We start from the raw sequence: 26,148 nt of genomic DNA, 5'->3' as shown, positions 1-26,148 counted from the left end.
CGACAGATGAATCCGACGGCACGACCCCTGACATCCGTGCAACCGCCCGCGGTTAAGCCGCAGAACCCGAACTTCTCCTCGGGTCCCTGTGCAAAGCGGCCGGGCTGGTCGACGGAGGTGCTGTCCAATGCCTTTCTGGGACGGTCGCACCGCGCCAGGGAAGGGAAGGCCAGATTGGCCGAGGTAATCGAGCTATCCAAGCGGTTGCTCGGGTTGCCCGAAGGCTGGCGTTTGGCGATCGTTCCAGCCTCCGACACCGGCGCCATCGAGATGGCCTTGTGGAACCTGCTGGGCCCAAGAGGGGTGGATATGCTCGCTTGGGAATCCTTCGGCAGCGCCTGGGTGACGGATGTGGTCAAGCAACTCAAGCTTTCCGATGTTCGCGTATTGAAGGCCGATTACGGGTCCTTGCCGGATCTCTCTGCCGTTGATGGTGAGCGTGATCTTGTCTTCACCTGGAATGGCACGACATCCGGTGTCCGATTGCCCGACGGCGATTGGATTCCCGATGGACCGGGCCTCAAGATTTGCGATGCGACCTCGGCGGTCTTCGCGATGGATTTGCCGTATGATCGCTTGGATGTCGTGACCTGGTCCTGGCAGAAGGTTATGGGGGGCGAAGCGGCGCACGGCATGCTGGCCTTGAGCCCACGCGCGGTCGAGCGCATGGAGAGCTATCAACCCGAGTGGCCGATGCCGAAGATTTTCCGGCTTTCCAAAGGCGGTAAATTGGATGAGGCGGTGTTCGAGGGCGCCACGATAAACACTCCCTCGATGCTTTGCGTCGAGGATCAGTTGGATAGCCTGCGTTGGGGGGTGGAGATCGGCGGACTCCCGGCTTTAAAAGCGCGCGCGGAGGCCAACCTGTCTGCAGTCGCCCGTTGGGTATCGACAAGCGACTGGGCCGATTTCCTGGCAACCGAGCCCTCTCAGCGCTCCTGCACGTCGATTTGCATCAAAATCGTATCGCCCTGGTTTGCGGCGCTGTCTGAAAAGGAACAGGCATCCGTTCCCAAGAAGATTGCGGCCCTGCTGGAGGCCGAAGGCGTCGCATACGACATCAACGGCTACCGCGACGCACCTCCGGGGCTGCGGCTGTGGGGTGGTGCTACGGTCGATAGCGGCGATATGACACGGCTCCTTCCCTGGTTGGATTGGGCTTATGCCGCCGTTAAGGGTGAGATGTCCGCCTGAACGCACCCATGTAGTACACAAGGTACCTGAGCCCCGCTTAATTCATAGCTTGGAGAGGATTGAACAAGCACAATGCCTAAGGTTCTGATCAGCGATAAAATGAGCCCCCTTGCGGCCGAGATTTTTGAAGCGCGCGGCATCGAGACGGTGGTGGCCACCGATCTGACGCCAGCAGCACTCAAGGAGAAAATCGCGGCGTTTGATGGGCTGGCCGTGCGCTCGGCGACCAAGGCGACCGCCGAGATTATTGCCGCTGGGACGAACCTGAAGGTGATCGGGCGCGCTGGTATTGGTGTCGATAACGTCGATATTGCCGCCGCCACCGGACGCGGCATTGTCGTGATGAACACGCCGGACGGAAACTCCATCACCACCGCCGAGCATGCATTGGCCCTTCTCTTCACGCTGGCGCGCCAGATTGCTGAAGCCAACAGTTCGACGAAGGCCGGAAAGTGGGAAAAATCCCGCTTCATGGGCGTCGAGTTAACCGGCAAAACGATCGGCATTGTGGGGTGCGGAAATATCGGCTCCATCGTCGCCGAGCGGGCACTGGGCTTGCGAATGAAGGTGGTTGCCTATGACCCCTTCCTGAGCAACGAGCGCGCCGACGACCTGGGGGTCAGAAAGGTTGAGCTGGATGAACTTCTAGGGGCGGCGGATTTCATCACCCTTCATGTTCCCTTGACCGAACAGACGCGCGGTATCTTGAATGAGGAATCACTCGCCAAGACCAAACCTGGTGTTCGCATCATTAACTGCGCGCGCGGTGGGCTGGTCGACGAAGCCGCGCTCTACAACGCCATCCAGTCGGGACAGGTGGCGGGCGCTGCCCTTGACGTATTCGAGACGGAACCGGCGCGCGAAAGCCCGTTATTTGGATTGGAACAGGTGGTGTGCACGCCGCATCTGGGCGCCTCGACCAGCGAAGCACAGGAAAAGGTGGCCTTGCAAATCGCCGAACAGATGGCGGATTTTCTGCTCACCGGCGCGGTACGCAACGCTCTCAATACGCCGTCGTTGAGCGCGGAGGACGCCAAACGCCTGAAGCCCTACATGCAGCTCGCCGAACAGATGGGTTCCTTTGCCGGGCAATTGACCAGAACCGGCCTGACTTCAGTCAACATCGAGTACGAAGGCCACGTGGCTGAACTCAATTGCCGGCCCCTGACGCAAACCGTCCTAACGGGCTTGCTACGTCCCATGTTGGACAGTGTCAACATGGTCAACGCACCGGTCCTTGCGCGCGAGCGCGACATCGCTTTGTCGGAAACCAAGCGTGACGGTGATTGCGACTATCAGACACTAATCCGTGTGACGGTCAAGACTGACCGTGGGCAACGGTCGGTCGCGGGAACCCTGTTCGGTGGAACCAAGCCCCGGGTCGTGGAAATCAAAGGCATTCAGGTCGAGGCCGAGTTGGGCCCGCATATGCTCTACATCACCAACAAGGATAAGCCCGGTCTGATCGGGCGCCTGGGCACCATCCTATCGGACGCGGGTGTCAACATCGCCACGTTCCATCTGGGACGCAGCAGTCCCGGCGGTGACGCCATCGCACTTCTCGAGTTGGATCAAAGTCTAAGCGCTGAGACCTTGAAGAAAGTGCGGGCATTGGATTTGGTGGAACGGGCGGAACCCTTGAGCTTTCAACCCTTGCTTTGAGTCCTGTCCAAGCGTTGGGCGAGGGTTTCCATGCGGCGTAGTACCAGCATCGATAGCAGGATTGCGGCGGTGAAGACGTAGAGTCCGGCGTGCAGGGCGACATCGTCGATCAGCGATATCTGGATGGCGACTACGATCAATGCCACCACGAAGACATCCAGCATCGACCAGCGCCCTAGCATTTCCAGACCGGCAAGCCAGCGGCGCCTGCGAATGGCGTGTCGCGAGCGATACCAAAGGAGCAAGCCTATACCGACCTTCAACGCGGGAAAGACCACAGAGAAGGTTGCAATGACCAGGAAGAGAAATATCTCATCGGCATCCCAAAGCTGGCCGATGGCACGGAGAATTGAGACCTCTTCCGATAGGAAAACGAAGCGGGATACCGTCATCATTGGCAGAGTCCAGCCGAACGCGAGCAGAACCCCGGATAACAGCAGCACCGGGCCTAGAAGTTTGTCCAAACCCAAGGCACAGCTAGCCAGTGAGGGCGGATCATCAGGGGGACTAACCTTATCGGTCATGATCTCTCCGGTTGGTTTCGCGACCGAAGCTAGCGGGTTTTCCTGGCTGGCTCCATCGTGGAAAGGCATTTTCCCTTTCAGCCGCCCAACAAAAAGGCTAGTACAACGCGGGTTTGTGGCTACGCCCGCTAGGGGCCTAGTACCGTTTAATTGGATAATGCCGATAGCATGACGGAAAAAGGCGAAAAAGCTCTGTTGCCAGCAGGCATGGTGGATTTGTTGCCGCCGGAAGCCGCTCAGGAGTCGGCGGCCATTTCGCGTATCCTCGATCTCTTTTCAGCCTGTGGCTACCAACGCGTCAAACCGCCGATGCTTGAGTTCGAGGAAACACTGTTCGACGGTGCGGGCGCGGCTTTATCGCAGCAGACCTTCAGATTGATGGACCCGCTCAGCCAGCGAATGATGGGTCTGCGTGCCGACATGACCACCCAGGTCGTACGCATCGCCGCCACGCGGCTTTCCGGTGAGCCGAGGCCGTTGCGTCTCTGTTATGCTGGTCAGGTACTGCGGGTGAAGGGCAATCAGCTCCGCAACGACCGTCAGATTGCTCAGGTCGGAGCCGAATTAATCGGTAGCGAAAGCAGCGGCGCCGACGCCGAGATAATCGCATTGGCGGCCTCGGCATTGGAAAAGATCGGCGTCACGCGGCTTAGCGTTGATATAGCGCTGCCGACGCTGGTTCCTGCCATAGCGCGCACGCTAGGATTGTCGCCATCGGAAAGCGCCGACTTGCGTGAAGCGTTGGATCGCAAGGATGCTGCGGCCGTCAAGGCCATTTCGAAAGAGCACGGAAAGCTTCTGAGTGCGCTTTTGCGCGCTGCTGGACCGGTAGAACGGGCGGTTGCGGCGCTGTCGCGCCTGACAGTGCCGGAAGATGCGCAGGAAGAGCTTGAACGGCTGCTGGCGGTTGTCGAGCGGCTGCGGGAATTGAAGCCGGATTTGCGCATCACCGTCGACCCGACGGAACATCGCGGATTCGAGTATCAGACGGGTGTGTCGTTTGCGTTCTTTGCGCGCGGTGTACGCGGCGAATTGGGACGCGGCGGCCGCTACGCGGCGCGCGCGGCGGGCGGCTGCTTTGAGCCTGCGACGGGTGTCACCCTGTATATGGATAGTCTGCTCAGGGCCCTGCCAGAACCGGATGCGCCATCGCGCGTCTACCTGCCGGCGGGTCATGACCCTAAAATTGCGACTGCGCTGCGTGAAAAAGGCTTTGTCACCCTGGCCGGACACGATCCGGTAGAGGAAGATCGCAAGGAGGCCCGCAGGATGGCCTGCGATTACTGGCTGTCCGGCGAAACGCTCCGAAAAGTGGAGGAAAACTGAAATCATGGCCAATGTCGTCGTCGTCGGCTCCCAATGGGGCGATGAAGGGAAGGGCAAGATTGTCGACTGGTTGTCGGAGCGCGCTGACGTGGTGGTACGTTTCCAGGGAGGCCACAATGCCGGCCATACCCTGGTAATCGGTGGCCAGACCTACAAATTGTCGCTGCTCCCGTCCGGCGTGGTGCGCCCGAACAAGCTGGCGATCATCGGCAATGGTGTCGTGGTCGATCCCTGGGCCCTGATGGATGAGATTGAACGGATCAAAAAGCAGGGTGTCGATATCTCCCCCGACAATCTCAAGATTTCCGATACCTGCGCCTTGATTTTACCGATGCACGGGGCCGTGGACCGGGCTCGCGAAGCTGCGCGCGGCAAAGAGAAGATCGGCACGACCGGCCGGGGTATCGGGCCCGCCTACGAGGACAAGGTCGGACGCCGGGCCATTCGCATCTGCGATATCGCCGACAAAGAGAATCTGCTGCGCCGGATCGAAGGCATGCTGCTGCATCACAATGCCTTGCTGCGGGGCCTGGGCGAACCTGAGGTGGACGGCGACCAACTGGTAAAGGACCTGCTGGAGCTGGCACCGCGTATCCTGCCTTATGCCCAGCCGGTCTGGCGGACGCTTGATACGGCCGTGCGTCAGGGTAAGCGCATCCTTTTCGAAGGCGCACAGGGCGCCATGTTGGATGTCGACCACGGGACCTATCCTTATGTGACTTCCTCCAACACGGTTTCCGGCCAGGCAGCCGCCGGTTCGGGCGTCGGACCGAAAGCCATCGGTACCGTGCTGGGAATCACCAAGGCTTACACGACGCGGGTCGGTTCGGGACCTTTCCCGACCGAGCTGAGCGACGAGATCGGCCGCACGCTTGGTGAGCGCGGTCGCGAGTTCGGAACCGTGACCGGGCGCCAGCGCCGCTGCGGCTGGTTCGATGCCGTGATGGTGAAGCAGGCCGTGAAGGTTGGCGGTATCGACGGGATTGCCTTTACAAAGCTGGACGTATTGGACGGCTTGAAGGAATTGAAGGTCTGTGTTGCCTATGAGTTGGACGGCAAGCGGATCGACTATTTACCGGCCATGACCGAGTATCAGGCAAAGGTGACGCCGGTCTACGAAACGATGGAAGGCTGGCAGGAGAGTACCTACGGCGCGCGAAGCTGGGCCGATCTGCCCGCAACCGCAATCAAGTATGTTCGCCGGGTCGAGGAGTTGATCAAGGCGCCGGTTTCCTTGCTGTCCACCAGCCCTGAGCGTGACGATACAATCCTCATGAAGGATCCTTTCGCCGGATAAGAAAGAGGCGGCGCTGCTTGTACAGCAGGCCGCCGCTTACTTGACTCAGGTATCTTGCGTCGCTTGCCGGGATCAGGAGTCCGCTTCGGCCAATTGTTGTTCGCTGGCGAGCCGTTCCTCAATCGCAGCATTACGGATCGATTTCTGCAGCTTTTCGAAAGCGCGCACCTCGATCTGGCGCACACGTTCGCGGCTGATACCGTAAACCTGACTTAGGTCTTCCAGCGTCGTGGGTTCGTCCTGTAAGCGTCGTTCCGTCAGGATATGCCTTTCGCGTTCATTCAGCGTGGCCATGGCGTGCTTGAGCAGCGCACGTCGCTTGCCAAGTTCCTCGCTTTCGGCGAGCTGGGATTCCTGGCTCTCGCTTTCGTCCTCCAGCCAATCCATCCACTCTCCGTCGCCGTCCTGGCGCAGCGGCGCGTTCAGCGAATGGTCCGGGGCAGCGAGGCGGCGGTTCATCGAGACCACGTCAGCCTCGGGAACGCCTAGCTCGGTCGCGATATAGGTTACCTGTTCAGGATGCAGGTCGCCCTCGTCAATGGCCTGGATCTTGCCCTTCATCTTACGCAGATTGAAGAACAGCTTCTTCTGCGCGGCGGTCGTACCCATCTTCACCAAGGACCAGGAATGCAAAATGTATTCCTGGATGGCGGCGCGGATCCACCACATCGCATAGGTTGCCAGGCGGAAACCGCGCTCCGGGTCGAAGCGCTTGACCGCCTGCATCATGCCGACATTACCCTCGGAGATCAATTCGGAGACCGGCAAGCCATAGCCGCGATAACCCATGGCGATCTTGGCCACCAACCGAAGGTGGCTGGTCACCAGCTTGTGGGCAGCCTCGACGTCGTCATGCTCACGCCAGCTTTTGGCGAGCATGTACTCCTCGTTCTGCTCCAGCATCGGAAATTTACGGATTTCCTGCAGGTAGCGGGTCAGGTTGCTCTCGGATACCGACGGCATTCTGGGCGCGGCCATGATGTCGCTGCTCCCCTTTCGAACAGATGTTTCTTGTACTGGGAACCTGAAGCCGAGAGCCACCTTGCCATCTTGGCGTCAGCCCCCACCGTATCAAGTTCCTACTATATTAAAGTGCTTCTAAACTATCTTTCAAGGCTTGGATATCGGATGGCAATTCTGTGGCAAATTCAAGGCATTCGCAGCTCGCCGGGTGCCGAAATCCAAGGCTGGCTGCATGCAGGGCCTGACGCGGAAATGCTTTGACGGCGCTCTGAGCCGCCGCGGTGAGCGCCCGCATCCGGGCTTGCGATGCGCGTCCATATAGCGGATCGCCGATCAGGGGGTAACCCGCTTCGGTCATGTGCACGCGAATTTGATGCGTTCTCCCGGTCTCTAGCTTGCACTCCACCAGCGCCGCCGTCCCTTGAGCGAGGCTCTCCAGGACCCGGTAGCGCGTGGCGGCTTCGCGCCCGCCACTGGTCACGACGGCCATTTTCTTGCGATTGCGCGGGCTGCGGCCGATGTTGCCTTCGATGCGCCCGCTGGAGGGGGCAGGCAAGCCCCAGACCAAAGCGAGATAGCGACGCTCCAGGTCGCGCTTGGCGAAGGCGTCGACCAGCGCCTTGTGGACCGCTTCGGTCTTGGCGACCACCATGACCCCGCTGGTGTCCTTGTCCAGACGATGAACGATCCCGGGCCGTTTGATTCCGCCGATGCCCTTCAGGCTGTCGCCGCAATGAGCGATCAGCGCGTTTACCAGGGTGCCCGTCATGTTGCCGGGCGCAGGGTGGACGACCAGCCCGGCGGGCTTGTTTAGCACCAGCAGGTGTTCGTCCTCGAAAAGGATATCCAGGGGGATGGCCTCGCCCTCGGGCAGAGCCGGTGCGGCCTCGGGAACGTGGAGTTCCAGACGCTGACCCTGTTTGACCCTGGCGGAGGGCTGCATTATCGTCGCGCCGTCCACCTGCAGGTGGCCGTCTTCGATCAGCGCCTTCAAGCGCGAGCGGCTGAGGTCGGGGAGATGGGCGGTCAGGAATCGGTCCAGACGTTGGCCGGCTTCCTCGGCGCTCACTTCCAGTTTCTGCCGTGTGTCGTCTACGGTCATGCTGGCCAGGTTCCAGTTGATTGTCGAGCGTAATGGATAGCATAGCGTGAAGGCTCTGAAAGTCCTTGTTATTGGAATGGCTGTGCTGATCGTGGTCGGCTTTGCCGTAATCGTGTTCACCATCGCAGGCCGTGTAAGCACACCCAAGGACGGTGACGGGACCGCAGTCATCGTCACGCCGGGGCTGGATACCGCTTCATGGCAAGCCGATTTGCCACTGCCCAAGGGTTGCCGCCTTGGCGATGTTCAGCTTGACGGAGGCCTCTTGCTGGTGCGCCTGGAGGGGCCGTCAAGCCTGGGCTGCGACGACCTGTTGCTGGTCAGTCCGGACAATGGCCGGATAGTCGGCCGCATCAGCCCGCAGTTACAGGAGCCCTGAGCGATGAACCAGAACTTCGCGTCGGACAACACAGCCGGGGCCGCCCCGGAAATCCTGGAGGCTCTGGCCGAGGCCGCGACCGGTCGCGCCATGCCTTATGGTGGCGATGACTGGACGGCTCGTGTCGAGCGGCGACTGGCCGAGGTGTTCGAGGCCGACTGTGCCGTCTTTCCGGTGGCGACCGGGACGGCTGCCAACACCCTGGGGCTGTCGATCATCACGCCGCCCTGGGGGGCGATCTACTGTCACGAGCATGCACATATCATTCTGGACGAAAGCAGCGCGCCCGAGCTGTTCACCGGTGGTGCGCGCCAGATCGGCTTGCCCGGCGCTGTCGGCAAGCTTGATCCGGAGACGCTGGCCCGCAAGCTCGCCAATTCAGGTCAGGGCGATGTACACCACGTGCAGCCCGCCGTACTGGCACTGACGCAGCTCACCGAGTGGGGCACGGCCTATAGTCCTTCCGAGATCGCCGCCCTTACCGAGGTGGCCCGGCATGCCGGAATGCGGGTGCAGATGGACGGTGCGCGCTTCGCCAACGCCTTGGTCGGCCTGGGCTGCAGCCCCGCCGAGATGACCTGGAAGGCGGGAGTCGATGTGCTTTCTTTCGGCGCCACCAAGAATGGCTGTCTGGCCGCCGAGGCTGTGGTGGTTTTTGATCGCGGCCTGGCGGAAAGTCTGCCTTTCCGTCGCAAGCGGGCGGCGCAGCTTTACTCCAAGATGCGTTTCATATCCGCTCAGCTCGAAGCCTATCTGGCCGACGATCTGTGGCTCCGTTTGGCTGCCCGCGCCAACGATACCGCCAGTCTGCTGGCTGACGGCTTGCAGGCCCTGGAGGGGATCGAACTGGTAGCCCCGGTGCAGGGTAACGAGATATTCCTGCGCCTGTCCGATGCCGTTGCTGCCGGCCTGGCCGAGCGCGGCTTCATTTTCTACCCCTGGACCTTTGGCGGGGCCGGGGTCTATCGTTTGGTGACAGCCTTCGACAGCGAGGTCTCCGAGATCGAGGCCTTCGTCGCGGCGGCGCGGGACCTGACCGGGAAACGGAGCCAGGCATCCTAGCGCCCATGCGTTGGTGAGAGGAGCGGAGCAACATGCATCTCCAAGAAAGAGCCTTTTCTGTAGGCGCTCTGGCGTCGGCGGTTCTCCTGGCCTTGCTTATCGCATTGCCGGGGGCCGGGGGAGGCGCACGCGCCGATTTGGGCGGCGACAGCGGGACGAACGATCCCTTCAAGGAGGTTCGCGCCCTGATCGTCAATGAGCAGTACGAGGCGGCGCTGGTCAAGCTGGATGGCCTGCAGCAGAGTCAGGCCAAGAACGCCGATCTTTATAGTTTGAAGGGTTTTGCCACCCGCAAGCTCGGACGGTACCAGGAGGCGGAGGGTTACTACGATCAGGCTCTGGCGATCGACGACGAGCATATCTACGCCCTGGAGTATCTGGGTGAGCTTTATCTGGAGACCAACCGTCTGGCGGAAGCCGAGAAGGTTCTTGAACGCCTGGACGACGCCTGTGGCTTCTTCGGTTGCGAGGAAGAAGAGGAACTCAAGCAGGCCATTGCCGCCTACAAGGCCAAGAAGGGTGGGTAAGGGCGTACGGCGGGGCTCAACAGTCGCGCCGCCGCGTTATGGCCGCCGCGCAATATTCGTCGGCGCGGTGGATTGCCCTTGTCAGGGCCGCGGTCTTTGGTTATATCACCGCCCTGCGCCGGCCACGTCCCCTTCGTCTAGTGGCCCAGGACGCCGCCCTCTCACGGCGGAAACAGGGGTTCGACTCCCCTAGGGGACGCCAACGGTTCCGCCGACCGGCGATTTCAGATTTTCCATGACGACCGAGCCGCCCCTTGGGCGGCTTTTTGGTCTCCGCCCTGTCGTGCGGTACGCGGACCGCGCACCACTATTACGAGAGGGGGCGTCCATAGCTTCTGAAAGATGCCCGCAAAAATAGTAAAAAATATAAGTAACTATCGTTTTTCTTGACCTCCACGGAAAAAATTTGTCCCATACGCAATGATAGGTGGCAGGACGCCGCGCTCAATGTAGGGAAAAGGTACGGTACAGATTTCTAACGGCTGTCTCCTTCTGTACGACCGAAGCGGCACTGGGGCCGGAGCTTTTCATCTGCATAGAGGCCTTGCGTAGGCCTGCGAGTTAGTAATGGAACGGCACTAAAAGGCGTGTGATGAGACTTGTACAGGCACTGTTGATCCTTCTATCTGTTGCATTGATTTCCGAGAGCGCGGGCGCAGAGCAGATTCGCATATCCGCCGACTGCTATGCCTTTTTCAAGCAGTACAAAAATGACCCCCAGGCCACTTACTTTGCCCTGTCGGAAGACGGCCGATCCTGTGGTTATTCCTATTGCCCAAAAACACCTTGTGCATCGAGCGGCATGAGCGCTGTGGCAATCAAAGCCTGTCAGAAGGAGTCCAATGGTTCAACGTGTCACGCGATCAGTAATGGCGTCACCGAGACCGACTTTGCCGTGGTCCCAAACTAGATACGTTTAGCCGCCTCATGTGAGCTCAATAACCAAGACCGCCTGGCGAGATCCCGGCACGACTTACCGCCGTTGACACAAAAACTCCCACGACGACCAAGCCGCTTCCGGGTCACTTTTATGAGGTTGTTAAAACCTGCTTCATTCGCCGCGACAAAGTAACCCAATTAGCTGTTTTAGCGCAGTTTCACACGTATTTCTGATCAAGCAGTGAATGCCATTTCAGATCGGAAAAACACGATTTTTAATTGTAAAATTTTCAGACAAATTTAATAATAATATACGTTATAAAATAAACCACACGTAAAAAGAGGTTAATTATGTTTTTAAACCGCCATAAGGCGGTCATACAATTGCTTGCCCTGCTGATCTAACGCAAATTGATGGAAGCATTTTTGTTTCTGGCAGCGGTCTTTGCCGGGTTCTGGCTGGTGGGAGGTCAACTCCGCCGAGCTGCGACGTGGATGGCAATTGGGTGGCTCGCGATCTCTGCTGTCGTGGCAGCTGTCGTTCGATTGGTGAATTGAGGAAGATAGAAACAGAGCCCACAAGTGAGGCAGGAAAATCAAACTGGAAAAATGCCATTAATGTCGTTGGGGTTTTTTCCGTTCTACTTAAAATCTCTCTAATATTTCAAACATTGGGGACAAATGACGTCCTTTATTGGGCGCAGTTCAGCGATTTTACGCGCAATAATTCAATCGTCAGCATTTATTCGGATATCTGGTACTTCAATCACCCGCCATTGATGGCGGTCGTCATATGGTTTCTTGGCGCTGTTTCCGGTGAGAGTCTGTGGCTGTTTTCGGCGCTGCTCAGGATGATGTCGGTGATCGCCGACTTTGGCAGCCTCTGGCTTGTTTGGGCTTTGGGCTCGCTCCTATTAGGGCCAATCCGAGGCGTGCTTACGGCTGCGCTTTTTGCCCTGTCGCCAGTGATGCTGCTCGTGAGCGGCGTGCATGGAAACACCGATCCAATTTTCATGTTTTTGGTATTCTTGGCGGTCTATGTCGTAGTGTTCAAGCGAGCCTATTTTCTGGCGGGACTGGCGCTCGGTTTGGCTTTGAATATCAAAATCGTTCCTTTGATAGTGCTGCCTGCTTTTATCTTTTGCTTGCCAAGTTGGCGGGCGCGTTTCAGGTTTGTGCTTGGCACGTTATGGCCGCTGGCGGTTGGGTATTTGCTCCCCGTTTACCTTGCGGGCCCTGATCTCATTCGGAACATTTTTGTGTATAAAGGTACAAGCGGGTTTTGGGGAATCGGTTGGTTCTTCCCCGCGTGGCGTGAAGCCCTGTTGCCAATTCTTTTGATTGCGATCGTTTCTCTTTCCTGGTTATCAAGTTTTCGGCCTGGACAGCCCAGCCGATCCGAGAGCGGCAGCACACTTGTAAAGGCTGTTAATCTGACGTTTCTAATCTTCATGGTATTGTCGCCAGCCTCTGCTGCACAATACCTCACATGGTTGGCGATACCTATGGCGCTTTCGGGGCCAGTAATACAAGTGGGATATTCACTCGTCGCCGGCCTTTATCTCCTGTCATTCTATGCCCACTATCTTGGGACAGGTTTAGTGCCGGTTTTCTTCCATCACCTTGGGGAGAATACAGACCTGGCAGTGAAGTATGCCGCGCTGCAGTCAGAATTTTCCTGGACCACTTGGGATCAATTCTTGGTGCTTGAGGAATTGCCGTTGGCCCCCGTTCTTTGGGGATTTCTCATGGTCCTAATGATCTTGAACTGTTCCCGTATCGTCTATGATCTCGTGTTCAAGAACCCGGAGTCGCGAACCTACGTGATGTCGCGGTTGGGGAAGTTCCTCAAACCATCTTGATTCAGAGGTTTTTTATTGCTGGAATCGGCAGGAATTCGGATCTTTCTGACCAGGATACATCTAAATTTATTTAATCAATATGCAGTGTGGTGGAAGCCTCTATTCGCAATATGCATATCAGTCAGCGAATGTTTTATGAGAGGGTCTCCCTTCCGCAGAATCAATAATAAAAGGTCGACAGGGTGCATCTGGAAGCGCTTTCAATTTTTTCTATTTCCGCCGCAACTGCTTTGAACATTTACGTTGCCGTCAGCAAGAAACGATCCTCCGCCGATCATCCTACCTGCCGGGAGGCGTTGGAAGCGCTCAAGGAAGAAACCACCGCGACCGTCTATCTCAATGTAACCGCCTCCGTCTTTGCGGGAGGCGCCGCCGTGCTACTGCTGATGGATGCCTTCCTCGGCGTCAGTCACTGAGCCCCATTGAGCCGGGTACAGGCATGACAGGTCAGGCCGGGATACCGGCCTCCGCCAGTGCCTTGAGGTGTTCGTCGCGTTCCTCCTGGCTGGCGTAATGAAGCTGGGCGGCGCAAGTTTCCAGGGTCATTTTAGGGTCACATTTCAGCGCCTCCGCGGCGTGCGCCTTGGCGGCCACGGTTTCGCCCATGCGCGCGTAGGCGGCGGCATAGAGGGCATGGGCCTGAGCGTCGCAGCCGGTGATGTGCTTCAAGGAGGCGATGGCGTCGCCGTAGCGCTCTGCGGCGAACTGTGCCCGTGCCAGATGACCCCAGAATCGCTCGGGGTGATAGGGGCTGATGCGCATGGCCTTGAGAATCCACTCGATGCCGTCCTCGGGCTTTCCCGCCCAGGTCAGCAACTCGCCCTGTTGAACGACGACGAGATCGTAGTTGGGGTTGAGGCTGAGCGCCCGGTCCTGGTGAAACCGGGCTTTTTCCAGGTCGTCGGAAGCAACGGCGACCGCCGCCAGGATCCGGTGAACGTCGCCGTCGTTGTCGTCCAGTGACAAGGCGGTCCTAAGCTCGTCCTGAACGGCGTTCCAGGTCGCATCACGGTCCTCGCACCAATCATGGACCCAGGACTGTCCCAGAATGCAGGCACGCCAGGAATGCGCGTGGGCGTAGCCGGGGTCCAGTCCGATGGCGCGGTTTATCAATTCCTGCGCCGCCAGGTTATCCGCTCGCGTCGAACGGTGGTGCAGCACCTTTGCGCCCAGGACGCACTCGTAGGCTTGCATATTTTCCGTTGGTTTGACCTTCGCGCGCCGCTGGGTGGCGTCTTCGACCCGCCGGAAAAGCGTGGAGACGATGGCGGTGGTGATTTCGTCCTGGATCGCGAACACGTCCTCCAGCTTGCGGTCGTAGCGCTCCGCCCAAATATGCCGGTCCTCGTCTGCTTCAATCAGCTGCACGGTCACGCGGATCCGGTCGCCTGCCTTGCGTACGCTCCCTTCCAGGATGTAGTCGACGTTCAGTTCCTTAGCCACGGTCTTCAAGTTTGAAGCCTTGCCTTTATAGGTGAAGGTCGAGTTGCGCGAGATCACCAGAAGCTCGTGGAACCGGGCCAGTTCCGTGATGATGTCTTCGGTCAGGCCATCGGTGAAGAATTCCTGTTCCGGGTCGCCGCTCATGTTCTCCAGCGGCAGCACGGCGATGGAGGGCTTGCTGACGGAGGTGTCTTCACCCCGAGGTTTCTCAGGCTTGCCGGGGCTGCTGCTGGCGGGCGCATCCAGCACCACACGATACATGCGGAGCGGCCGGGAGATATTCTTGACGGTGCGCTCGCCCATGTCCTCGAAAGCAACTTCGATCCGCCCCTGCACCTGGTCGTAGACAACCTGGCTGACGCAGATGCCGCCCGGGTCGGCGCACTGCTCCAGGCGGGCGGCGAGGTTCACGCCGTCACCGAAGATGTCGTCCTCGTCGACGATCACATCACCGAGGTTAATGCCTATTCGGAACTCAATTCGCGAGGTCTCCGGCAGGTCGCTGTTGCGCCGTGCCATGCGGGTCTGGATCTCCACGGCACAGGCCAGAGCGTCGACGACGCTGGGGAATTCAATCAGCATGCCGTCGCCGGTGGTCTTGATGATATTGCCGCCGGTTCTGTCGATGACGGGGTTGATCAGCTCTATGCGATGCGCCTTCAGGCGCGCATGCGTTCCCGCCTCATCGTGCTCCATGAGCTTGCTGTAGCCCACCATGTCAGCGGCGACGATAGCGGCCAACCTTCGCTTTTGCATAGGTGACTTCATTTTCGAGAGTCCTGGTTGAGCGCTTGGAACTCTCTCCTGCGGCCTCGGCATTGGCCGGGCCTATCGCGCTGGCCGATAGCATGCCTCGGGCGAGGCGGAGCGCCAAGCACTTCCGTATTGTGCCAGAATACTTCCATGGGGGACTTGACTGCAAATTGAAAAGAGTGCATATACACTCGTATGCAGAAGCGAGACGGCAAATCGACGGGAAGCAAGGGCGAATCACCCGCAGAAATCATGGCTTGCACCTGCGCCAATTTTCGCCGTGTGGCCCGGGTGGTTACCCAGTCCTATGATGCGGCGCTGCGGCCGGTGAAGCTGAAAGCGACACAGTTCACGCTGTTGGGGACCCTGAGCCTCGCGGGAGAGGTGCCGATCACGCGTTTGGCCGCGTTGATGGTCATGGATCGCACGACCTTGACCCGCAATCTGCAGCCATTGGTGCGGCGCGGTTTGATTGAAGTCGAACAAGGCCAGGGTAGCGATCAGCGCGTGCACAAGGTGCGCCTAACCGATGACGGAAGGGCGTTGTTCGAAGAAGCAAAGCCGCTGTGGCGGACGGTGCAGAATCGCTTCTCGGAGGGATTCGGGCCAGAACGTTGGAACGGACTGCTTGGTGATCTCAAAGACGTAATCTCGATGGCGAAACAACCCCGAGTCTGAACATCGACAGGAAATTGACGGGCGCGTTAGGCTAACAAAAAGCGTGTAGATACACTATAAAAGGCAAGTTGATGACCGACGGAAGCGACAACACGGCCGATTCATACGAAGTGACCGGAGGCGACGGCCGTTGGTGCGCCAAAAGAGCGACATTGGGGCTGGCTGTCGTGGCGTTCTTCTTTCTTCTGGCCTACTTGGTCGGTTCCAAGGGCTGGTTGGCCAGCGCAGAGCCAAGCTTGATGTCACCGATTGCGCTGACAGTCGTCGGACCGATTCTATTGTTTCTGCTCGCATTTGCGTTCTTGGCCCGGTTCCGCCGCTTCATGCTTGCTCAGGATCTTCGGATGCTGACGGCGCTGCAGCTTTGGCGGGTCATAGGATTTGCGTTTCTGCTGGTGCTCGCCCTGGATGGATTGCCGCCAATCTTTGCCTGGCCGGCGGGGTTGGGCGATTTGGCGATCGGCTTTGCAGCTGCGGTCGTGTTGAGCAGGCTTTTGGCAAACCCAAGGTTTGCGGGGCATGGTGGATTTCTCGCGTTTCATCTCCTCGGGTTGATGGATTTCGTCGTAGCCATCGTCGCCGCCAACCTGACCAGTGGCGTGCTGCCTGGGCTGGTTTCAGGCGGGATCACCAGTGCGCCGCTGGAGGTTTGGCCCTTGAACGTTTTCCCGAGCTTTCTGGTGCCGTTCTTCGTCATCGCGCATCTGATCGCTCTGTTTCAGTTCATACAAATTAGACGTTCTACGATCCGGCATCAGCCAACGGCGTAGAAGTTTCGAAGGGGGCCGGGGCTACTGTCCGGGTACGGTTTGCCCCATAAATAAAAAGAAGGACGACAGGGGGTGTGATACCCGGATTAGGCGCCCCCTGATCGTCCCGAAAGAAATAGATGTCCTTTTTGCGACTTATAGAAAGCTCAAGAAATAATTGAAAATAAACATTTTTTAGACGGACCCTTGATGTAGAAGGTCGCGATTGTTACATTCTGCCCGTTCACCCGCCCTGGGAACAACGCAGAAGAAGGAGACAATGACCCTCCAACGTGACAAGAAGGCACCCGAGCTTTCGGATGCCCGCCCATCCCTAGACTCCTCAAACCAGACTGCCCTCCATAGATCGCTTCAAAGCCAGATAGTCTTGAGATCGCCAACGGCCGGCGATGGCGCTGCTGTCAACGACTTGATCGAGCGCTGCGCGCCATTGGACGAGAACTCCATCTACTGCAATCTTCTGCAGTGCTCTCACTTCAATGAAACCTGCGTGCTTGCCGAAGCGGAGGACAAGGTGCTGGGCTTCGTGTCCGGCTATCTCCTGCCTCGCGATGACGAAACCTTGTTTATCTGGCAGGTGGCGGTGGATAAGCGCGCACGGGGCCGCAAACTGGCACAGTCCATGATTCTGGAGCTATTGCACCGTCCGGCCTGTTTGAACGTTTCCGGTTTGCAGACCACCATCACGCCCACGAACAAAGCGTCGCAGGCGCTATTCTCCACGCTTGCAGAGCAGCTTGACGCTCCAGTCGAGCAACGGATTCTTTTTGATCGCGAGCGGCATTTCGGCGGCGATCAGCAGAGTGAGGTCTTGTGGGATATCGGACCTTTCGATCCAGAGGCTGTTGTGTTGCCATCTGACACCTTGGGCGCTCAGTCAGTCGGGCGTGCTGCCTGAACGCAGGCCTTCGCCGCTTCAATCCATTGAACCCATTCATAGCGACCTGCCCGGGTTTACCGGGTGGCAGGTTGCCGTCCTTTATTCTCGAAGGGAGACATTCCATGTCCACACTCGAAGAAACCTCGATCCAGAACTCGAAATCGATCTTCAAGCGACGCGAGTCGGAGGTCCAATCCTATGCACGGTCCTTTCCGACGGTGTTTGATAAAGCACAAGGCGCTTGGCTTACAGATACCGACGGCAAACGTTACCTGGATTTCCTCTGCGGTGCCGGCAGCTTGAACTATGGCCACAATGACCCTGATATGACCGAGGCGCTGGTCCACTATATCCAGGCTAACGGCATCACGCAGGGGCTGGATATGCATACCCGCGCCAAGCGTCGGTTTCTGGAAAGCTTTGAGCAGCTGATCCTCCAGCCGCGTGGTTTGGATTACGTGGTGCAGTTCACCGGCCCGACCGGCGCGAACGCCGTGGAGGCGGCCTTGAAACTGGCGCGCCGGATCAAGGGGCGCGAAGGCGTCATTAGTTTTACGAACGGTTTCCACGGCGTAACGCTCGGCGCGCTCGCAGTGACCGGGAACGAGCATCATCGGGCAGCCGCGGGCGTGCCGCTTGGAAACTCCCCAACCGTGCCGTTTGACGGGTACTTAGGGGAGGGCGTCGATACGACCGAATATCTCGACCAGGTTCTGAGCGATGGCTCCAGCGGCGTGACATTGCCTGCCGCCGTGATCGTCGAGTGCCTGCAAGGCGAAGGCGGGTTGAATGTTGCTGGTAGCGAATGGTTGCGCAACCTGGAACGGGTTTGCCGCAAGCACGACATGCTGCTGATCGTCGATGACATCCAGGCCGGATGTGGCAGGACGGGCGATTTCTTCAGCTTCGAGGAAGCTCGGATCGAGCCGGACATTATAACGCTATCCAAATCGTTGTCGGGCATGGGTTTGCCGATGGCAGTCACGCTGATCCGACGCGCGCTCGATGTATGGGAGCCTGGCGAGCACAATGGCACTTTCCGGGGCAACAACCATGCCTTCGTAACCGGCGCGGCGGCTTTGGAAAAATTCTGGGGCGGCAATAGCTTCGCACCGGAGGTGCGCCGCAAGGGCGCGCTCGTCCGGGATCGCTTCACCGCCATAGCGGATGCTTGGCCGCAAGCCTGTGTGGAAGTGCGCGGTCGGGGTATGATGCAGGGCGTCGCGATGACGTCCGGCAGCCAGGCAGCCGACATTTGCTCGGCTGCATTCCGCAATGGCTTGGTGATCGAAACCAGCGGTGCAGACGGCGAAGTGGTCAAGTGTCTGGCGGCTCTGACGACATCGGAGGACGAGCTGAATCAGGGCTTCGACATTCTGGAAGCGGCCTTCACCGAGGTGCTGGGCCAAAGAGAATGTCACCGGGAAACGACCGCGGCGGCTTGACCGCCTACCAACCGCGCGCCTGGAAATCACACAATTAGGAAGGAACAGAAAAATGATCGTACGTACCCTCAAGGAAGCCGAAGCCAGCGATCGCCGGGTCACCACCGAGACTTGGGAATCCACTCGGTTGCTTTTGGCCAACGATAAGATGGGGTTCTCATTTCATGTGACGACGATCTTCGCGGGCACCGAGACGCCTATCTGGTACAAGAACCACCTGGAAGCCGTTTACTGCATCGAAGGCGAAGGGGAGATCGAAACGACTTCCGATGGTCAAATCTATCCGATCCAACCGGGCACCATCTACGCGCTCGACAAAAACGACAAGCACCTCCTGAGGGCGACCAGCGAGTTGAAGCTGGCTTGTGTGTTTAACCCGCCCATCAACGGCCGGGAAGTGCACGACGCCGATGGCGCTTACGCACTAGGTGCCGAACCGCTTGCCGAGGATGCCTGAGGTTTGGTCAATGCACCGGCGCCTGTAACCCTAAACCAAATTGAAGGACAGACGATGCACTCCGATAACGCGTCACCCGGACGCGGGTACCACAGTGTTCACAAAATTGGCGGCACCTCGATGGCCGATACGAAAGCGGTGCTTGAGAACATCTTTCTCGGGAAGCGCTCTCGGCAGCAGATTTATGGGCGAATCTTCGTGGTTTCAGCTTACAGCGGCTTCACCGACTTGCTGCTTGAAAACAAAAAGACCGGCGAGCCGGGTGTCTTTCACCTCTACGCCGGATCCGACTCGGATTGGGCGTGGGGTGATGCGCTCACAGCCGTAGCCGATCAGATGTATCGCCGTAACCGTGAAATTTTTGGATCGAGCCCGGAACAGAAAATTGCGGACGCTTTTATCCGGGAGCGCATCGAGGGTACGCGTTCCTGTTTAATGGACCTTCACCGGCTTTGTGCATTTGGTCACTTCAAGTTGCAGGAGCACTTGGACACCGTGCGGGAAATGTTGAGTGCTCTGGGCGAGCTTCATAGCGCACACAACACGGTGCTGCTGCTGAAGAAGGAGGGCGTCAATGCCGTGCTGGTCGATCTCTCGGGATGGCGTGACCCCGACTCCTTGAACCTGGATGAACGAATCACACAGGCACTGGCGGGGCGCGATCTTGCACGCGAGCTTCCTATCGTGACCGGGTACGCGCAGGCCCAAGATGGGATGATGCGCCGCTATGGCCGGGGCTACAGCGAGGTGACGTTCTCGCGGATCGCTTATGTCACCAAGGCACGAGAAGCGGTCATTCACAAAGAATATCACTTAAGCAGCGGCGACCCGAAAATCATTGGCGCCGACCGTGTCCGACCCATCGGGCGCACCAACTACGACGTAGCCGACCAACTCTCCAACATGGGAATGGAAGCGATTCATCCGCGTGCCGCCAAGGCCTTGCGCCAACGTGGTATCCCGTTGCGTGTGGTCAACACCTTCGAGCCGGATCACCCCGGCACCGCTATCGAGGACGGCTGGTTACCCGATACCACCGGCCCAGAGATCATCACCGGAATATCTTCCGCAATGGAAATTGAGGTCTTCGACCAGGATCATGTCGGACAACCGGGGTCAGAAGAACCGATCGTGACGGCGCTCAGTCGATTCAAAATTCCTACCGTTACCAAGTCCATCAACGCGAACTGCGTCACTCACTACGTAACAGCACCGTTGAAGCAGGTACGTCGCGCGATTGCTGTCATTGAGGCCGCACGGCCGGAGGCGAAGATAAGAACCCAGAAGGTAGCAATCGTCTCGGTCATAGGCGCCAGACTCGATGCGGCTCCGTTGTTCAGTGAAGCCGTCGCCGCCCTTCAGAAAGGCGGCGTGCGGCCACTGGCCAGCATCTGTCCCAGCCGCGCCGTCGATCTACAGTTCGTGCTGTCGGAAGAAGACTATGAAAAAGCCATCCGCCTTTTGCACCATGCGCTCATGGAAGAGCGGGCCGCGCGAAGCGCGTCCACGCTCGCAGCCTGAACAAGGATGGTTCAAGGGGTGCCTACGTGAAACAGGCAATCGCCGCGCAGGCATCTGGCGGGCACACGTTTGGCCAGAACGATTCCCGCCTCTTCGAAGGCCAGTTCAATCGGATCGCGCCCGGGTGTCTCGGTTTGGTGGAGACGGGCAGCGGGTTGCCCCGCCGTCACCTTATCACCCGGTTCGACCAGCAGCTCGACCAGTCCCGCTTCATTCGCAAAGACATAGGAATCACTCTGGAAGATCTGCGGCGTTTCTCGAAAATCCCGGTCGGGTTGAGGGCCGTGGTACAGGCCCATCTCCTCTAGGACGCGCAATAGGCCCGCACGTCCCAAACGAAGCGCTTCCTGCCCAACGAAACCGCCGCCGCCGAGTTCGGTCGTGAGCGAGAGCGTGTCCTGGCGTAGCGCCGCAGAGGAGGAATACCAACCTTCAGAATTGCGGCGGAGCAACAAAGTCTGAGGCAAGCCGAAGGCTTCAATGAGTGCTTTCTTCCTGTTGTTGATCTCGTCGCCGTCGTTCCAGGGAAGGAGCAACGACGGGCGATAGAGCAGGGAGCTACCGCCCGAATGCAGGTCGACCATGAAATCGGCGCGTGCAATCAGTTCGGATTCGATGAAGTGGGCAATGATCTCTGTAACCGTACCGCGTGGGTTACCGGGAAAACTACGGTTTAAGTTTCCGTCATCGATCGGCGAGGTGCGTAGTCCGGCCGCCGCCGCGGGGAAGTTTGCCATGGGCAGGAGCAGCAACTGACCGGTGATGTCCTCCAGGTCGAGGGTGCGGATCAACTCCGAAATCAGAACCTGACCTTCGTATTCATCACCATGGTTGCCAGCCATCAAAAGCACGGTCGGGCCCGGTCCGTTCTTCAGCGAGGCGATGGGGATCGGAATATAACCGTAAGCCGAGCGGTGGACCGAATGAGTCAAAGCCAGATAGCCCGACTGCCGCCCGTTACCGTCAAGGTCGATTTCGCTGAAGATGGGGTTCTTTGGCATGCGACGGAAACCTTGGAATCTAGGAGTACAACAACACCGACGTTGCCCCTTTCAGGGCTGGTCCGCGAGGAAGCCGTCAGTGTTGTCCCGGCACTATCGACCGTGCAAGCGGATTCACTTTCCCCGCCCGTGATGGAACACCAAATTTACGATCACAGTTTTATCACAATCTTGATGCCCCCATGACACCTGGCTCGATCCATATTGTGCTGGACAAGCCGACCTGACCCATGGCGGCCAGACAGGAACAGGAGAAAAAGAAGATGAAACGCATTGCGACTGTAGGATTGATGGTTGCGGCCCTCGGCCTTAGCGCCTGTTCTGGGCTAAACACCAAGGAGCAGCGGATGCTGAGCGGTGGTGCTATCGGCGCCGGCACAGGTGCTGCGGCGACAGTAATTACCGGCGGTTGTGTGGCTTGCGGCGCGGTTGTTGGTGGCGCCATCGGTACGGCGGCGGGCTACCTCTACCACGAAGGAAAATCCAACTAGGGGATGCCAGACAGCGTTGCCTTTTACCTTCAACACATGAGGAGCAGAAAAGAATGTCTGAGGCTGGAATGCATAGTAAACGCACCGCGACGCGCCGGGTTTGCGCAGCGGTGGCGGTGCTTGTCATCGGCTTCACAACTGTCCCGCCGACGCTGGCCGACCCGCCCCCCTGGGCGCCGGCACACGGTTGGCGCGCCAAACACGACAAGCACCATCACGATGTGGCCTATATCGACCGGGTCGACGGCAATATTTTCCGCTGCAACAGCGATGCCGTTGGCGCCGCCATAGGCGCGGTCGCAGGCGGTGCGATTGGCTCGACGGTCAAGGGTTCCGGGCGAACGGCTGCGATCATCGGCGGTGCCGTGCTAGGCGCAATAATCGGTGGGCATCTCGGTCGCGAAGTGGATAAGGTTGACCGTGCCTGCACGGCGCAGGGTCTGACGCGCCTCAAAGATGGCGAGATGATCCGCTGGGAGAATACGCAAACGCGACGCAGTTACGCACTTCGGCCAATTTCAACCTACTCGGCCGATGATGGGCGAGTCTGCCGACGTTACGTCATCCAGGCGGGTGGCGACGACGAGCGATACGAGCGTCTGGCTTGCCGGGGTGATGACGATGTTTGGCATGTCCCTGGGTGATAAACGGCGCTTGCTGAAGCACTCGGGGTGAAAGAGTTGACCTAAAAGCCTTTCTCGGCGCCACAGGACTGAAGTAGCATTGCAGCTTCTGATCCTTGTGGTGCCGAGGTATGACCGTAGCCAGATCTGGTATTGTGAAACTTTTGCCGTGCCTGGGCCTGATAGCGGTCCTGGCAGGATGCGACAAAAGCCGTATCGATGATCTGGTGTCGCGTCTGCCGTCGGGCAGCAGCAAGGTACAGTCGACGGCCGGTACGGGGTCTGCGGGTGCCAAGGTAACGACGCCGCCACCTGAAAAGCCAACCAAGAGTGAGCAGTCCACTGGTCAGACACAAACTGTCAACGAGGCAAGCCTTATTGGTCTTTCCGAGGCGCAGACCGAAAAGCTCTTCGGCAAGCCGGCGTCAGTATCCCAAGACCCGCCAGCAGTCATCTGGCGTTATGCGGGTCGCGACTGTGGGTTGGCTCTGTTCTTTTATATGGACGTCAACGCGAACGCCTATCGGGTGTTGACCTACGAGGCCGAGCCGAAAGAGCGTGATGTTTCAAGTTGTGCGGGAGCGCTCCATGAAGAGAAAATCGCCAGATCTGGATGACCAGGACCAAAGTCACAGGTCATGCATAGCGATCGTTGACGATGATCCTCTGTTCAGAGAGTCCATCGCTCAAAACCTGATCGAATCCGGTTATGAAGTAACGGACTATGATGCCGGGAAGGCTTTTCTTTCTGCTCTTTCGGACGGCGCCTCGGCCGATTTGGTTCTCCTGGATTGGAAGATGCCGGAGATGAATGGCATCGAGGTGCTGCGTCAACTGCGGACGCAGCGACCTGAACTGCCGGTCATTTTTCTGACAGTGCTGAGTGACCAAATCTATGAGGAAGCGGCTCTGTTGGGAGGGGCGGTCGATTTCGTCGAAAAATCACGAAGTTTCTCCATAATTCTAAGACGTGTTGAAAATATACTGGATCGGCGTGAAGCCGCAGCCGGTGCCGACGCGCCTAAAAAGACCAACGTCGCTAGTGAGTTTAATCTCGGTGCCTTGCGGCTCGACAGCGCCTCGCGCCGGGGGTATTGGCGTGATCAGGAACTGGAACTGACGCTGACCGAGTTTGCCATCATCGAAGCCCTCGCCGGCCGTCGCGGCAAGGATGTTTCATACCGTGAGATCTATGATGTGGTGCGTGGCCGAGGCTTTCAAGCTGGCTTCGGCGGCGAAGGATACCGTGCCAACGTGCGGTCGGCGATCAAGCGCGTGCGCCAGAAATTCCGCGACCTGGATCCGGATTTTGACTGTATCGAGAATTACCCCGGATTTGGCTACCGTTGGAACACCGTGGACAATACCTAATGCAGACAATCAGGCAGCTAGGCAGCGGTTGGTGGTCTCATGTCAGACGCTCTTTTGCCAGCAAGATGATTGTCACGCTTGTCATCTTCGCCACGGTCCCCTTGCTGATTTTCAGCCTGTTGCGGTCGGTGGATGACGAGCGCAACGCACTGTTGCTGCAGTCCGTGCAGGATAAAGGCCGTTTGATCGCCGAGGCCCTGTTTCCGCTTCTCACGGACTTCTCCCCAAAGAAAGCAGAGCAGATCAATGCACTATTACCGCGTTTGGCTGCCGAAGGGGCCAAGATCAAATTGTTGTTTCGCCCAGCGCCCAAGGAGGATGCGCCAGACGCTGGCTTTTTTCTGGTGGCGATGCATCCGCCTGTTGCCGGTGCGGCCTTCGAGGAGGAGCGCGCGGAGATTGTCGGTACTGGCTTGCTGGCTGAGTTTGCACGCTCTTGCGGTGGCGAACAGTCCTTGGCGGTACGGTACGTAAATGCAGCCGGCGGCAGTGAAGTGCTGACCTTCGTTCGTTCGAGGCTGGTTGAAAACGGTTGTTGGGTTGTCCTGACTTCGCAGGCGCCAAACCAGGTTTTGGATGCGTCGATCGAGGAAAGCTACTGGGGCCGTACCGAGATCAAGCTGGCCTTGGCGATCTACCTGTTGATGGCCGTGATCGTGCTGGTCACGTTGGCCGATGTCTGGCGCAATCTGCATCGTTTCCGGCGAACCGCACGCGCCATTCGGGCCGGTAGGGGGCAGAACCTGTCCTTTGCCGAACGTAACCAAATTCCAGAACTGCAGAGCGTGGTACAGGAGTTCGATGACCTGGTTGCCACTTTGCGACGATCCGAAGATCTGATCCGGCAGGCAGCGGAGGAAAATGCACATGCGTTCAAAGGCCCGCTGGCCGTGATCTCGCAGGCCAATGAGCGCGTCAGGCGCGCAATGGCCGAAGATAATGAAAGCGGCCAAAGGGCGGTGCGCTTGATCGAGCAGTCTGTCGACCGGCTCGATTCTCTCATCAGCGCGGCACGAAAAATTGAGGAGGCGACCGCCGAGATCATGGATCGCTCGCTGCAGCCCATTGACGTAGCGCCCTTGCTGGTCAATCTGGCTGACGATTTCCGCGAGGTGCTGGGAGCGCGCGGCATCAAGCTGGAAACCAAGATTGCGAGCTCACTTCGCATCAAGGCCAACAGCGATCTGCTGGAAGTCTGCATGGAAAATTTACTAGAGAATGCTGGCGATTTCACAGCCGAAGGAGGTGGGGTTCTTCTCTCGGCGAAAACAGTCGGCGGCGAAGCCGTTGTAGCCGTGATTGACGAAGGCCCAGGCGTGCCTCCAGAAGACTTGGACCGTATTTTCGAGCGATACTACAGCAGCCGGGAGGAGCGAACCTCCACGCATGGAAACTTCGGTATCGGGCTGTGGGTGGTGCGGCGGAACGTCGAGGTTATGGGCGGGCGGGTTGTCGCACGCAACCGCCCAGAAGGGGGCTTTGCCGTCGAGCTGCGTTTTCCTTTGGTCCGCCGGGGTTAACCGGCCGGACTAAAGCGCGGGTGCCGGATTACTGTTCAACAGCTTTAGAGGTTTTAGCGGTTTCCGACGTGGCGCTGGTTTCGGCGTCCCAGTTTTTCTCAAACGACGACCAAGCATCATCCATCTTTTTTTGCGCTTCCTGCCAGTTCTCTTCGGTAGCCTCGACAAGATTGCCCCAGTCCCGCTGGACGGCCCCCCAGGCATTCGCGAGGTCCGACGAGAAACTGCGGCCACTTGATGCAGCGCGATACTGCTCAAGCTGGCGGCTCATGCGTTGTTCGTACGCGTCGCGCGACACTTTATCTGCTTCATGATCGCTGGCGGACGCGCTTTGCGACGTTAAAGCGGTAAGCATGACCGAGAGCGCGAGAGCCTTCAGGTGTCTGCGGTACATTCTTTAGACTCCGGGTAAATGCGG

General features: G+C 58.5%; 27 protein-coding genes and 1 tRNA gene. 22 read left to right on the top strand and 6 right to left on the bottom strand.

What is annotated here, in order from left to right; translation table 11 throughout:
• The first annotated feature begins 6 nt into the window (after positions 1–6).
• Both FHR98_RS05240 and serA read left to right on the top strand, forming a co-directional pair.
• Positions 7–1,194: a phosphoserine transaminase gene (locus FHR98_RS05240; protein WP_183415576.1), complete on the top strand. Its 1,188-nt coding sequence runs from the start codon at positions 7–9 to the stop codon at positions 1,192–1,194.
• Positions 1,195–1,266: 72 nt separating this feature from the next.
• The gene (gene serA / locus FHR98_RS05235; RefSeq protein WP_183415575.1) at positions 1,267–2,856 is read left to right on the top strand and encodes a phosphoglycerate dehydrogenase; all 1,590 of its coding nucleotides are present in this window, start codon (positions 1,267–1,269) and stop codon (positions 2,854–2,856) included.
• Here the strand turns inward: serA and FHR98_RS05230 are convergent.
• Positions 2,841–3,380, bottom strand: coding sequence for a paraquat-inducible protein A (locus FHR98_RS05230; protein ID WP_183415574.1), 540 nt, complete (start codon positions 3,378–3,380; stop codon positions 2,841–2,843). The two genes, serA and FHR98_RS05230, sit on opposite strands and share 16 nt — an antisense overlap.
• A gap of 168 nt (positions 3,381–3,548) precedes the next feature.
• On the opposite strand from FHR98_RS05230, the gene FHR98_RS05225 reads away from it, so the two are divergent.
• Together FHR98_RS05225 and FHR98_RS05220 are read left to right on the top strand one after the other, a co-directional pair.
• The gene (locus FHR98_RS05225) at positions 3,549–4,706 is read left to right on the top strand and encodes an ATP phosphoribosyltransferase regulatory subunit (protein WP_183415573.1); all 1,158 of its coding nucleotides are present in this window, start codon (positions 3,549–3,551) and stop codon (positions 4,704–4,706) included.
• A gap of 4 nt (positions 4,707–4,710) precedes the next feature.
• Positions 4,711–6,003, top strand: a complete 1,293-nt coding sequence (locus FHR98_RS05220; protein ID WP_183415572.1) for an adenylosuccinate synthase — start codon at positions 4,711–4,713, stop codon at positions 6,001–6,003.
• A gap of 72 nt (positions 6,004–6,075) precedes the next feature.
• Here FHR98_RS05220 and rpoH read toward each other — a convergent pair whose 3' ends face one another.
• Both rpoH and FHR98_RS05210 read right to left on the bottom strand, forming a co-directional pair.
• Positions 6,076–6,981, bottom strand: coding sequence for an RNA polymerase sigma factor RpoH (gene rpoH / locus FHR98_RS05215; protein WP_183415571.1), 906 nt, complete (start codon positions 6,979–6,981; stop codon positions 6,076–6,078).
• Positions 6,982–7,090: 109 nt separating this feature from the next.
• Positions 7,091–8,068 carry an RluA family pseudouridine synthase gene (locus FHR98_RS05210; protein WP_183415570.1) on the bottom strand — a complete coding sequence of 326 codons (978 nt, stop codon included), beginning with the start codon at positions 8,066–8,068 and terminating at the stop codon, positions 7,091–7,093.
• 46 nt (positions 8,069–8,114) lie between these two features.
• On the opposite strand from FHR98_RS05210, the gene FHR98_RS05205 reads away from it, so the two are divergent.
• From FHR98_RS05205 to FHR98_RS05175, 7 genes are all read left to right on the top strand, one after another.
• Positions 8,115–8,447: a hypothetical protein gene (locus FHR98_RS05205; protein ID WP_183415569.1), complete on the top strand. Its 333-nt coding sequence runs from the start codon at positions 8,115–8,117 to the stop codon at positions 8,445–8,447.
• Positions 8,448–8,450: 3 nt separating this feature from the next.
• Positions 8,451–9,509: a threonine aldolase family protein gene (locus FHR98_RS05200; RefSeq protein ID WP_183415568.1), complete on the top strand. Its 1,059-nt coding sequence runs from the start codon at positions 8,451–8,453 to the stop codon at positions 9,507–9,509.
• A gap of 32 nt (positions 9,510–9,541) precedes the next feature.
• A complete protein-coding gene (locus FHR98_RS05195) occupies positions 9,542–10,036 on the top strand; it encodes a tetratricopeptide repeat protein (protein WP_183415567.1) in 495 nt (164 codons plus the stop codon).
• Between the two features lie 126 nt (positions 10,037–10,162).
• Positions 10,163–10,238, top strand: a tRNA-Glu gene (locus FHR98_RS05190).
• Between the two features lie 390 nt (positions 10,239–10,628).
• On the top strand, positions 10,629–10,946 hold the full coding sequence (locus FHR98_RS05185; protein ID WP_183415566.1) for a hypothetical protein: 318 nt from the start codon (positions 10,629–10,631) through the stop codon (positions 10,944–10,946).
• Positions 10,947–11,421: 475 nt separating this feature from the next.
• Positions 11,422–12,777, top strand: a complete 1,356-nt coding sequence (locus FHR98_RS05180) for a glycosyltransferase family 39 protein (RefSeq protein ID WP_183415565.1) — start codon at positions 11,422–11,424, stop codon at positions 12,775–12,777.
• A gap of 182 nt (positions 12,778–12,959) precedes the next feature.
• On the top strand, positions 12,960–13,193 hold the full coding sequence (locus FHR98_RS05175) for a hypothetical protein (protein WP_183415564.1): 234 nt from the start codon (positions 12,960–12,962) through the stop codon (positions 13,191–13,193).
• Positions 13,194–13,224: 31 nt separating this feature from the next.
• Here the strand turns inward: FHR98_RS05175 and FHR98_RS05170 are convergent, their stop codons facing one another.
• The gene (locus FHR98_RS05170; protein ID WP_322091214.1) at positions 13,225–14,961 is read right to left on the bottom strand and encodes an adenylate/guanylate cyclase domain-containing protein; all 1,737 of its coding nucleotides are present in this window, start codon (positions 14,959–14,961) and stop codon (positions 13,225–13,227) included.
• A 207-nt stretch (positions 14,962–15,168) separates the two neighbouring features.
• Between FHR98_RS05170 and FHR98_RS05165 the strand changes: the two genes are divergently transcribed.
• The 6 genes from FHR98_RS05165 (at position 15,169) to FHR98_RS05140 (ending at position 20,724) form a co-directional block, all read left to right on the top strand.
• A complete protein-coding gene (locus FHR98_RS05165; RefSeq protein ID WP_221205730.1) occupies positions 15,169–15,651 on the top strand; it encodes a MarR family winged helix-turn-helix transcriptional regulator in 483 nt (160 codons plus the stop codon).
• A 71-nt stretch (positions 15,652–15,722) separates the two neighbouring features.
• The gene (locus FHR98_RS05160) at positions 15,723–16,421 is read left to right on the top strand and encodes a DUF8737 domain-containing protein (RefSeq protein ID WP_183415562.1); all 699 of its coding nucleotides are present in this window, start codon (positions 15,723–15,725) and stop codon (positions 16,419–16,421) included.
• A 259-nt stretch (positions 16,422–16,680) separates the two neighbouring features.
• Entirely contained in the window at positions 16,681–17,319 is a 639-nt protein-coding gene (ectA, locus tag FHR98_RS05155) for a diaminobutyrate acetyltransferase (RefSeq protein WP_183415561.1), read from the top strand.
• Positions 17,320–17,423: 104 nt separating this feature from the next.
• Positions 17,424–18,746, top strand: a complete 1,323-nt coding sequence (gene ectB, locus FHR98_RS05150; RefSeq protein ID WP_183415560.1) for a diaminobutyrate--2-oxoglutarate transaminase — start codon at positions 17,424–17,426, stop codon at positions 18,744–18,746.
• A gap of 52 nt (positions 18,747–18,798) precedes the next feature.
• Positions 18,799–19,203, top strand: coding sequence for an ectoine synthase (locus FHR98_RS05145; RefSeq protein WP_183415559.1), 405 nt, complete (start codon positions 18,799–18,801; stop codon positions 19,201–19,203).
• Positions 19,204–19,257: 54 nt separating this feature from the next.
• The gene (locus FHR98_RS05140) at positions 19,258–20,724 is read left to right on the top strand and encodes an aspartate kinase (protein WP_183415558.1); all 1,467 of its coding nucleotides are present in this window, start codon (positions 19,258–19,260) and stop codon (positions 20,722–20,724) included.
• An 11-nt stretch (positions 20,725–20,735) separates the two neighbouring features.
• Here FHR98_RS05140 and FHR98_RS05135 read toward each other — a convergent pair whose 3' ends face one another.
• Complete coding sequence (locus FHR98_RS05135) at positions 20,736–21,725, bottom strand: succinylglutamate desuccinylase/aspartoacylase domain-containing protein (protein ID WP_183415557.1); 990 nt, start codon at positions 21,723–21,725, stop codon at positions 20,736–20,738.
• Positions 21,726–21,988: 263 nt separating this feature from the next.
• Between FHR98_RS05135 and FHR98_RS05130 the strand changes: the two genes are divergently transcribed.
• The 5 genes from FHR98_RS05130 to FHR98_RS05110 all read left to right on the top strand — a co-directional run bounded on the left by FHR98_RS05130 (position 21,989) and on the right by FHR98_RS05110 (position 25,730).
• On the top strand, positions 21,989–22,216 hold the full coding sequence (locus FHR98_RS05130; protein ID WP_183415556.1) for a YMGG-like glycine zipper-containing protein: 228 nt from the start codon (positions 21,989–21,991) through the stop codon (positions 22,214–22,216).
• 53 nt (positions 22,217–22,269) lie between these two features.
• The gene (locus FHR98_RS05125; protein ID WP_183415555.1) at positions 22,270–22,860 is read left to right on the top strand and encodes an RT0821/Lpp0805 family surface protein; all 591 of its coding nucleotides are present in this window, start codon (positions 22,270–22,272) and stop codon (positions 22,858–22,860) included.
• 110 nt (positions 22,861–22,970) lie between these two features.
• A complete protein-coding gene (locus FHR98_RS05120) occupies positions 22,971–23,456 on the top strand; it encodes a hypothetical protein (RefSeq protein WP_183415554.1) in 486 nt (161 codons plus the stop codon).
• Complete coding sequence (locus tag FHR98_RS05115) at positions 23,428–24,210, top strand: response regulator transcription factor (protein WP_183415553.1); 783 nt, start codon at positions 23,428–23,430, stop codon at positions 24,208–24,210. Before FHR98_RS05120 ends, FHR98_RS05115 begins: the two co-directional genes overlap by 29 nt.
• Positions 24,210–25,730 carry a sensor histidine kinase gene (locus FHR98_RS05110; RefSeq protein ID WP_183415552.1) on the top strand — a complete coding sequence of 507 codons (1,521 nt, stop codon included), beginning with the start codon at positions 24,210–24,212 and terminating at the stop codon, positions 25,728–25,730. The genes FHR98_RS05115 and FHR98_RS05110 overlap by 1 nt, the downstream gene beginning before the upstream one ends.
• 28 nt (positions 25,731–25,758) lie before the next feature.
• On the opposite strand, the gene FHR98_RS05105 is transcribed toward FHR98_RS05110, so the two are convergent.
• Positions 25,759–26,124, bottom strand: a complete 366-nt coding sequence (locus tag FHR98_RS05105; protein WP_183415551.1) for a hypothetical protein — start codon at positions 26,122–26,124, stop codon at positions 25,759–25,761.
• Between the last annotated feature and the right edge of the window lie 24 nt (positions 26,125–26,148).

The organism is Limibacillus halophilus, from assembly GCF_014191775.1.
Taxonomy (GTDB): Bacteria; Pseudomonadota; Alphaproteobacteria; order Kiloniellales; family CECT-8803; genus Limibacillus; species Limibacillus halophilus.
The sequence above is the reverse complement of the archived record's forward strand: the minus strand, read 5'-3'. Positions and strand labels throughout refer to the sequence as shown.

Bases quoted from the DNA above. Each gene is read 5' to 3' on its own strand.
- FHR98_RS05240 (WP_183415576.1), top strand. From the start codon at position 7: ATGAATCCGACGGCACGACCCCTGACATCCGTGCAACCGCCCGCGGTT.
- serA (WP_183415575.1), top strand. From the start codon at position 1,267: ATGCCTAAGGTTCTGATCAGCGATAAAATGAGCCCCCTTGCGGCCGAG.
- FHR98_RS05230 (WP_183415574.1), bottom strand. From the start codon at position 3,380: ATGACCGATAAGGTTAGTCCCCCTGATGATCCGCCCTCACTGGCTAGC.
- FHR98_RS05225 (WP_183415573.1), top strand. From the start codon at position 3,549: ATGACGGAAAAAGGCGAAAAAGCTCTGTTGCCAGCAGGCATGGTGGAT.
- FHR98_RS05220 (WP_183415572.1), top strand. From the start codon at position 4,711: ATGGCCAATGTCGTCGTCGTCGGCTCCCAATGGGGCGATGAAGGGAAG.
- rpoH (WP_183415571.1), bottom strand. From the start codon at position 6,981: ATGGCCGCGCCCAGAATGCCGTCGGTATCCGAGAGCAACCTGACCCGC.
- FHR98_RS05210 (WP_183415570.1), bottom strand. From the start codon at position 8,068: ATGACCGTAGACGACACACGGCAGAAACTGGAAGTGAGCGCCGAGGAA.
- FHR98_RS05200 (WP_183415568.1), top strand. From the start codon at position 8,451: ATGAACCAGAACTTCGCGTCGGACAACACAGCCGGGGCCGCCCCGGAA.
- FHR98_RS05195 (WP_183415567.1), top strand. From the start codon at position 9,542: ATGCATCTCCAAGAAAGAGCCTTTTCTGTAGGCGCTCTGGCGTCGGCG.
- FHR98_RS05185 (WP_183415566.1), top strand. From the start codon at position 10,629: ATGAGACTTGTACAGGCACTGTTGATCCTTCTATCTGTTGCATTGATT.
- FHR98_RS05165 (WP_221205730.1), top strand. From the start codon at position 15,169: ATGCAGAAGCGAGACGGCAAATCGACGGGAAGCAAGGGCGAATCACCC.
- FHR98_RS05160 (WP_183415562.1), top strand. From the start codon at position 15,723: ATGACCGACGGAAGCGACAACACGGCCGATTCATACGAAGTGACCGGA.
- ectA (WP_183415561.1), top strand. From the start codon at position 16,681: ATGACCCTCCAACGTGACAAGAAGGCACCCGAGCTTTCGGATGCCCGC.
- ectB (WP_183415560.1), top strand. From the start codon at position 17,424: ATGTCCACACTCGAAGAAACCTCGATCCAGAACTCGAAATCGATCTTC.
- FHR98_RS05145 (WP_183415559.1), top strand. From the start codon at position 18,799: ATGATCGTACGTACCCTCAAGGAAGCCGAAGCCAGCGATCGCCGGGTC.
- FHR98_RS05140 (WP_183415558.1), top strand. From the start codon at position 19,258: ATGCACTCCGATAACGCGTCACCCGGACGCGGGTACCACAGTGTTCAC.
- FHR98_RS05135 (WP_183415557.1), bottom strand. From the start codon at position 21,725: ATGCCAAAGAACCCCATCTTCAGCGAAATCGACCTTGACGGTAACGGG.
- FHR98_RS05130 (WP_183415556.1), top strand. From the start codon at position 21,989: ATGAAACGCATTGCGACTGTAGGATTGATGGTTGCGGCCCTCGGCCTT.
- FHR98_RS05125 (WP_183415555.1), top strand. From the start codon at position 22,270: ATGTCTGAGGCTGGAATGCATAGTAAACGCACCGCGACGCGCCGGGTT.
- FHR98_RS05120 (WP_183415554.1), top strand. From the start codon at position 22,971: ATGACCGTAGCCAGATCTGGTATTGTGAAACTTTTGCCGTGCCTGGGC.
- FHR98_RS05115 (WP_183415553.1), top strand. From the start codon at position 23,428: ATGAAGAGAAAATCGCCAGATCTGGATGACCAGGACCAAAGTCACAGG.
- FHR98_RS05110 (WP_183415552.1), top strand. From the start codon at position 24,210: ATGCAGACAATCAGGCAGCTAGGCAGCGGTTGGTGGTCTCATGTCAGA.
- FHR98_RS05105 (WP_183415551.1), bottom strand. From the start codon at position 26,124: ATGTACCGCAGACACCTGAAGGCTCTCGCGCTCTCGGTCATGCTTACC.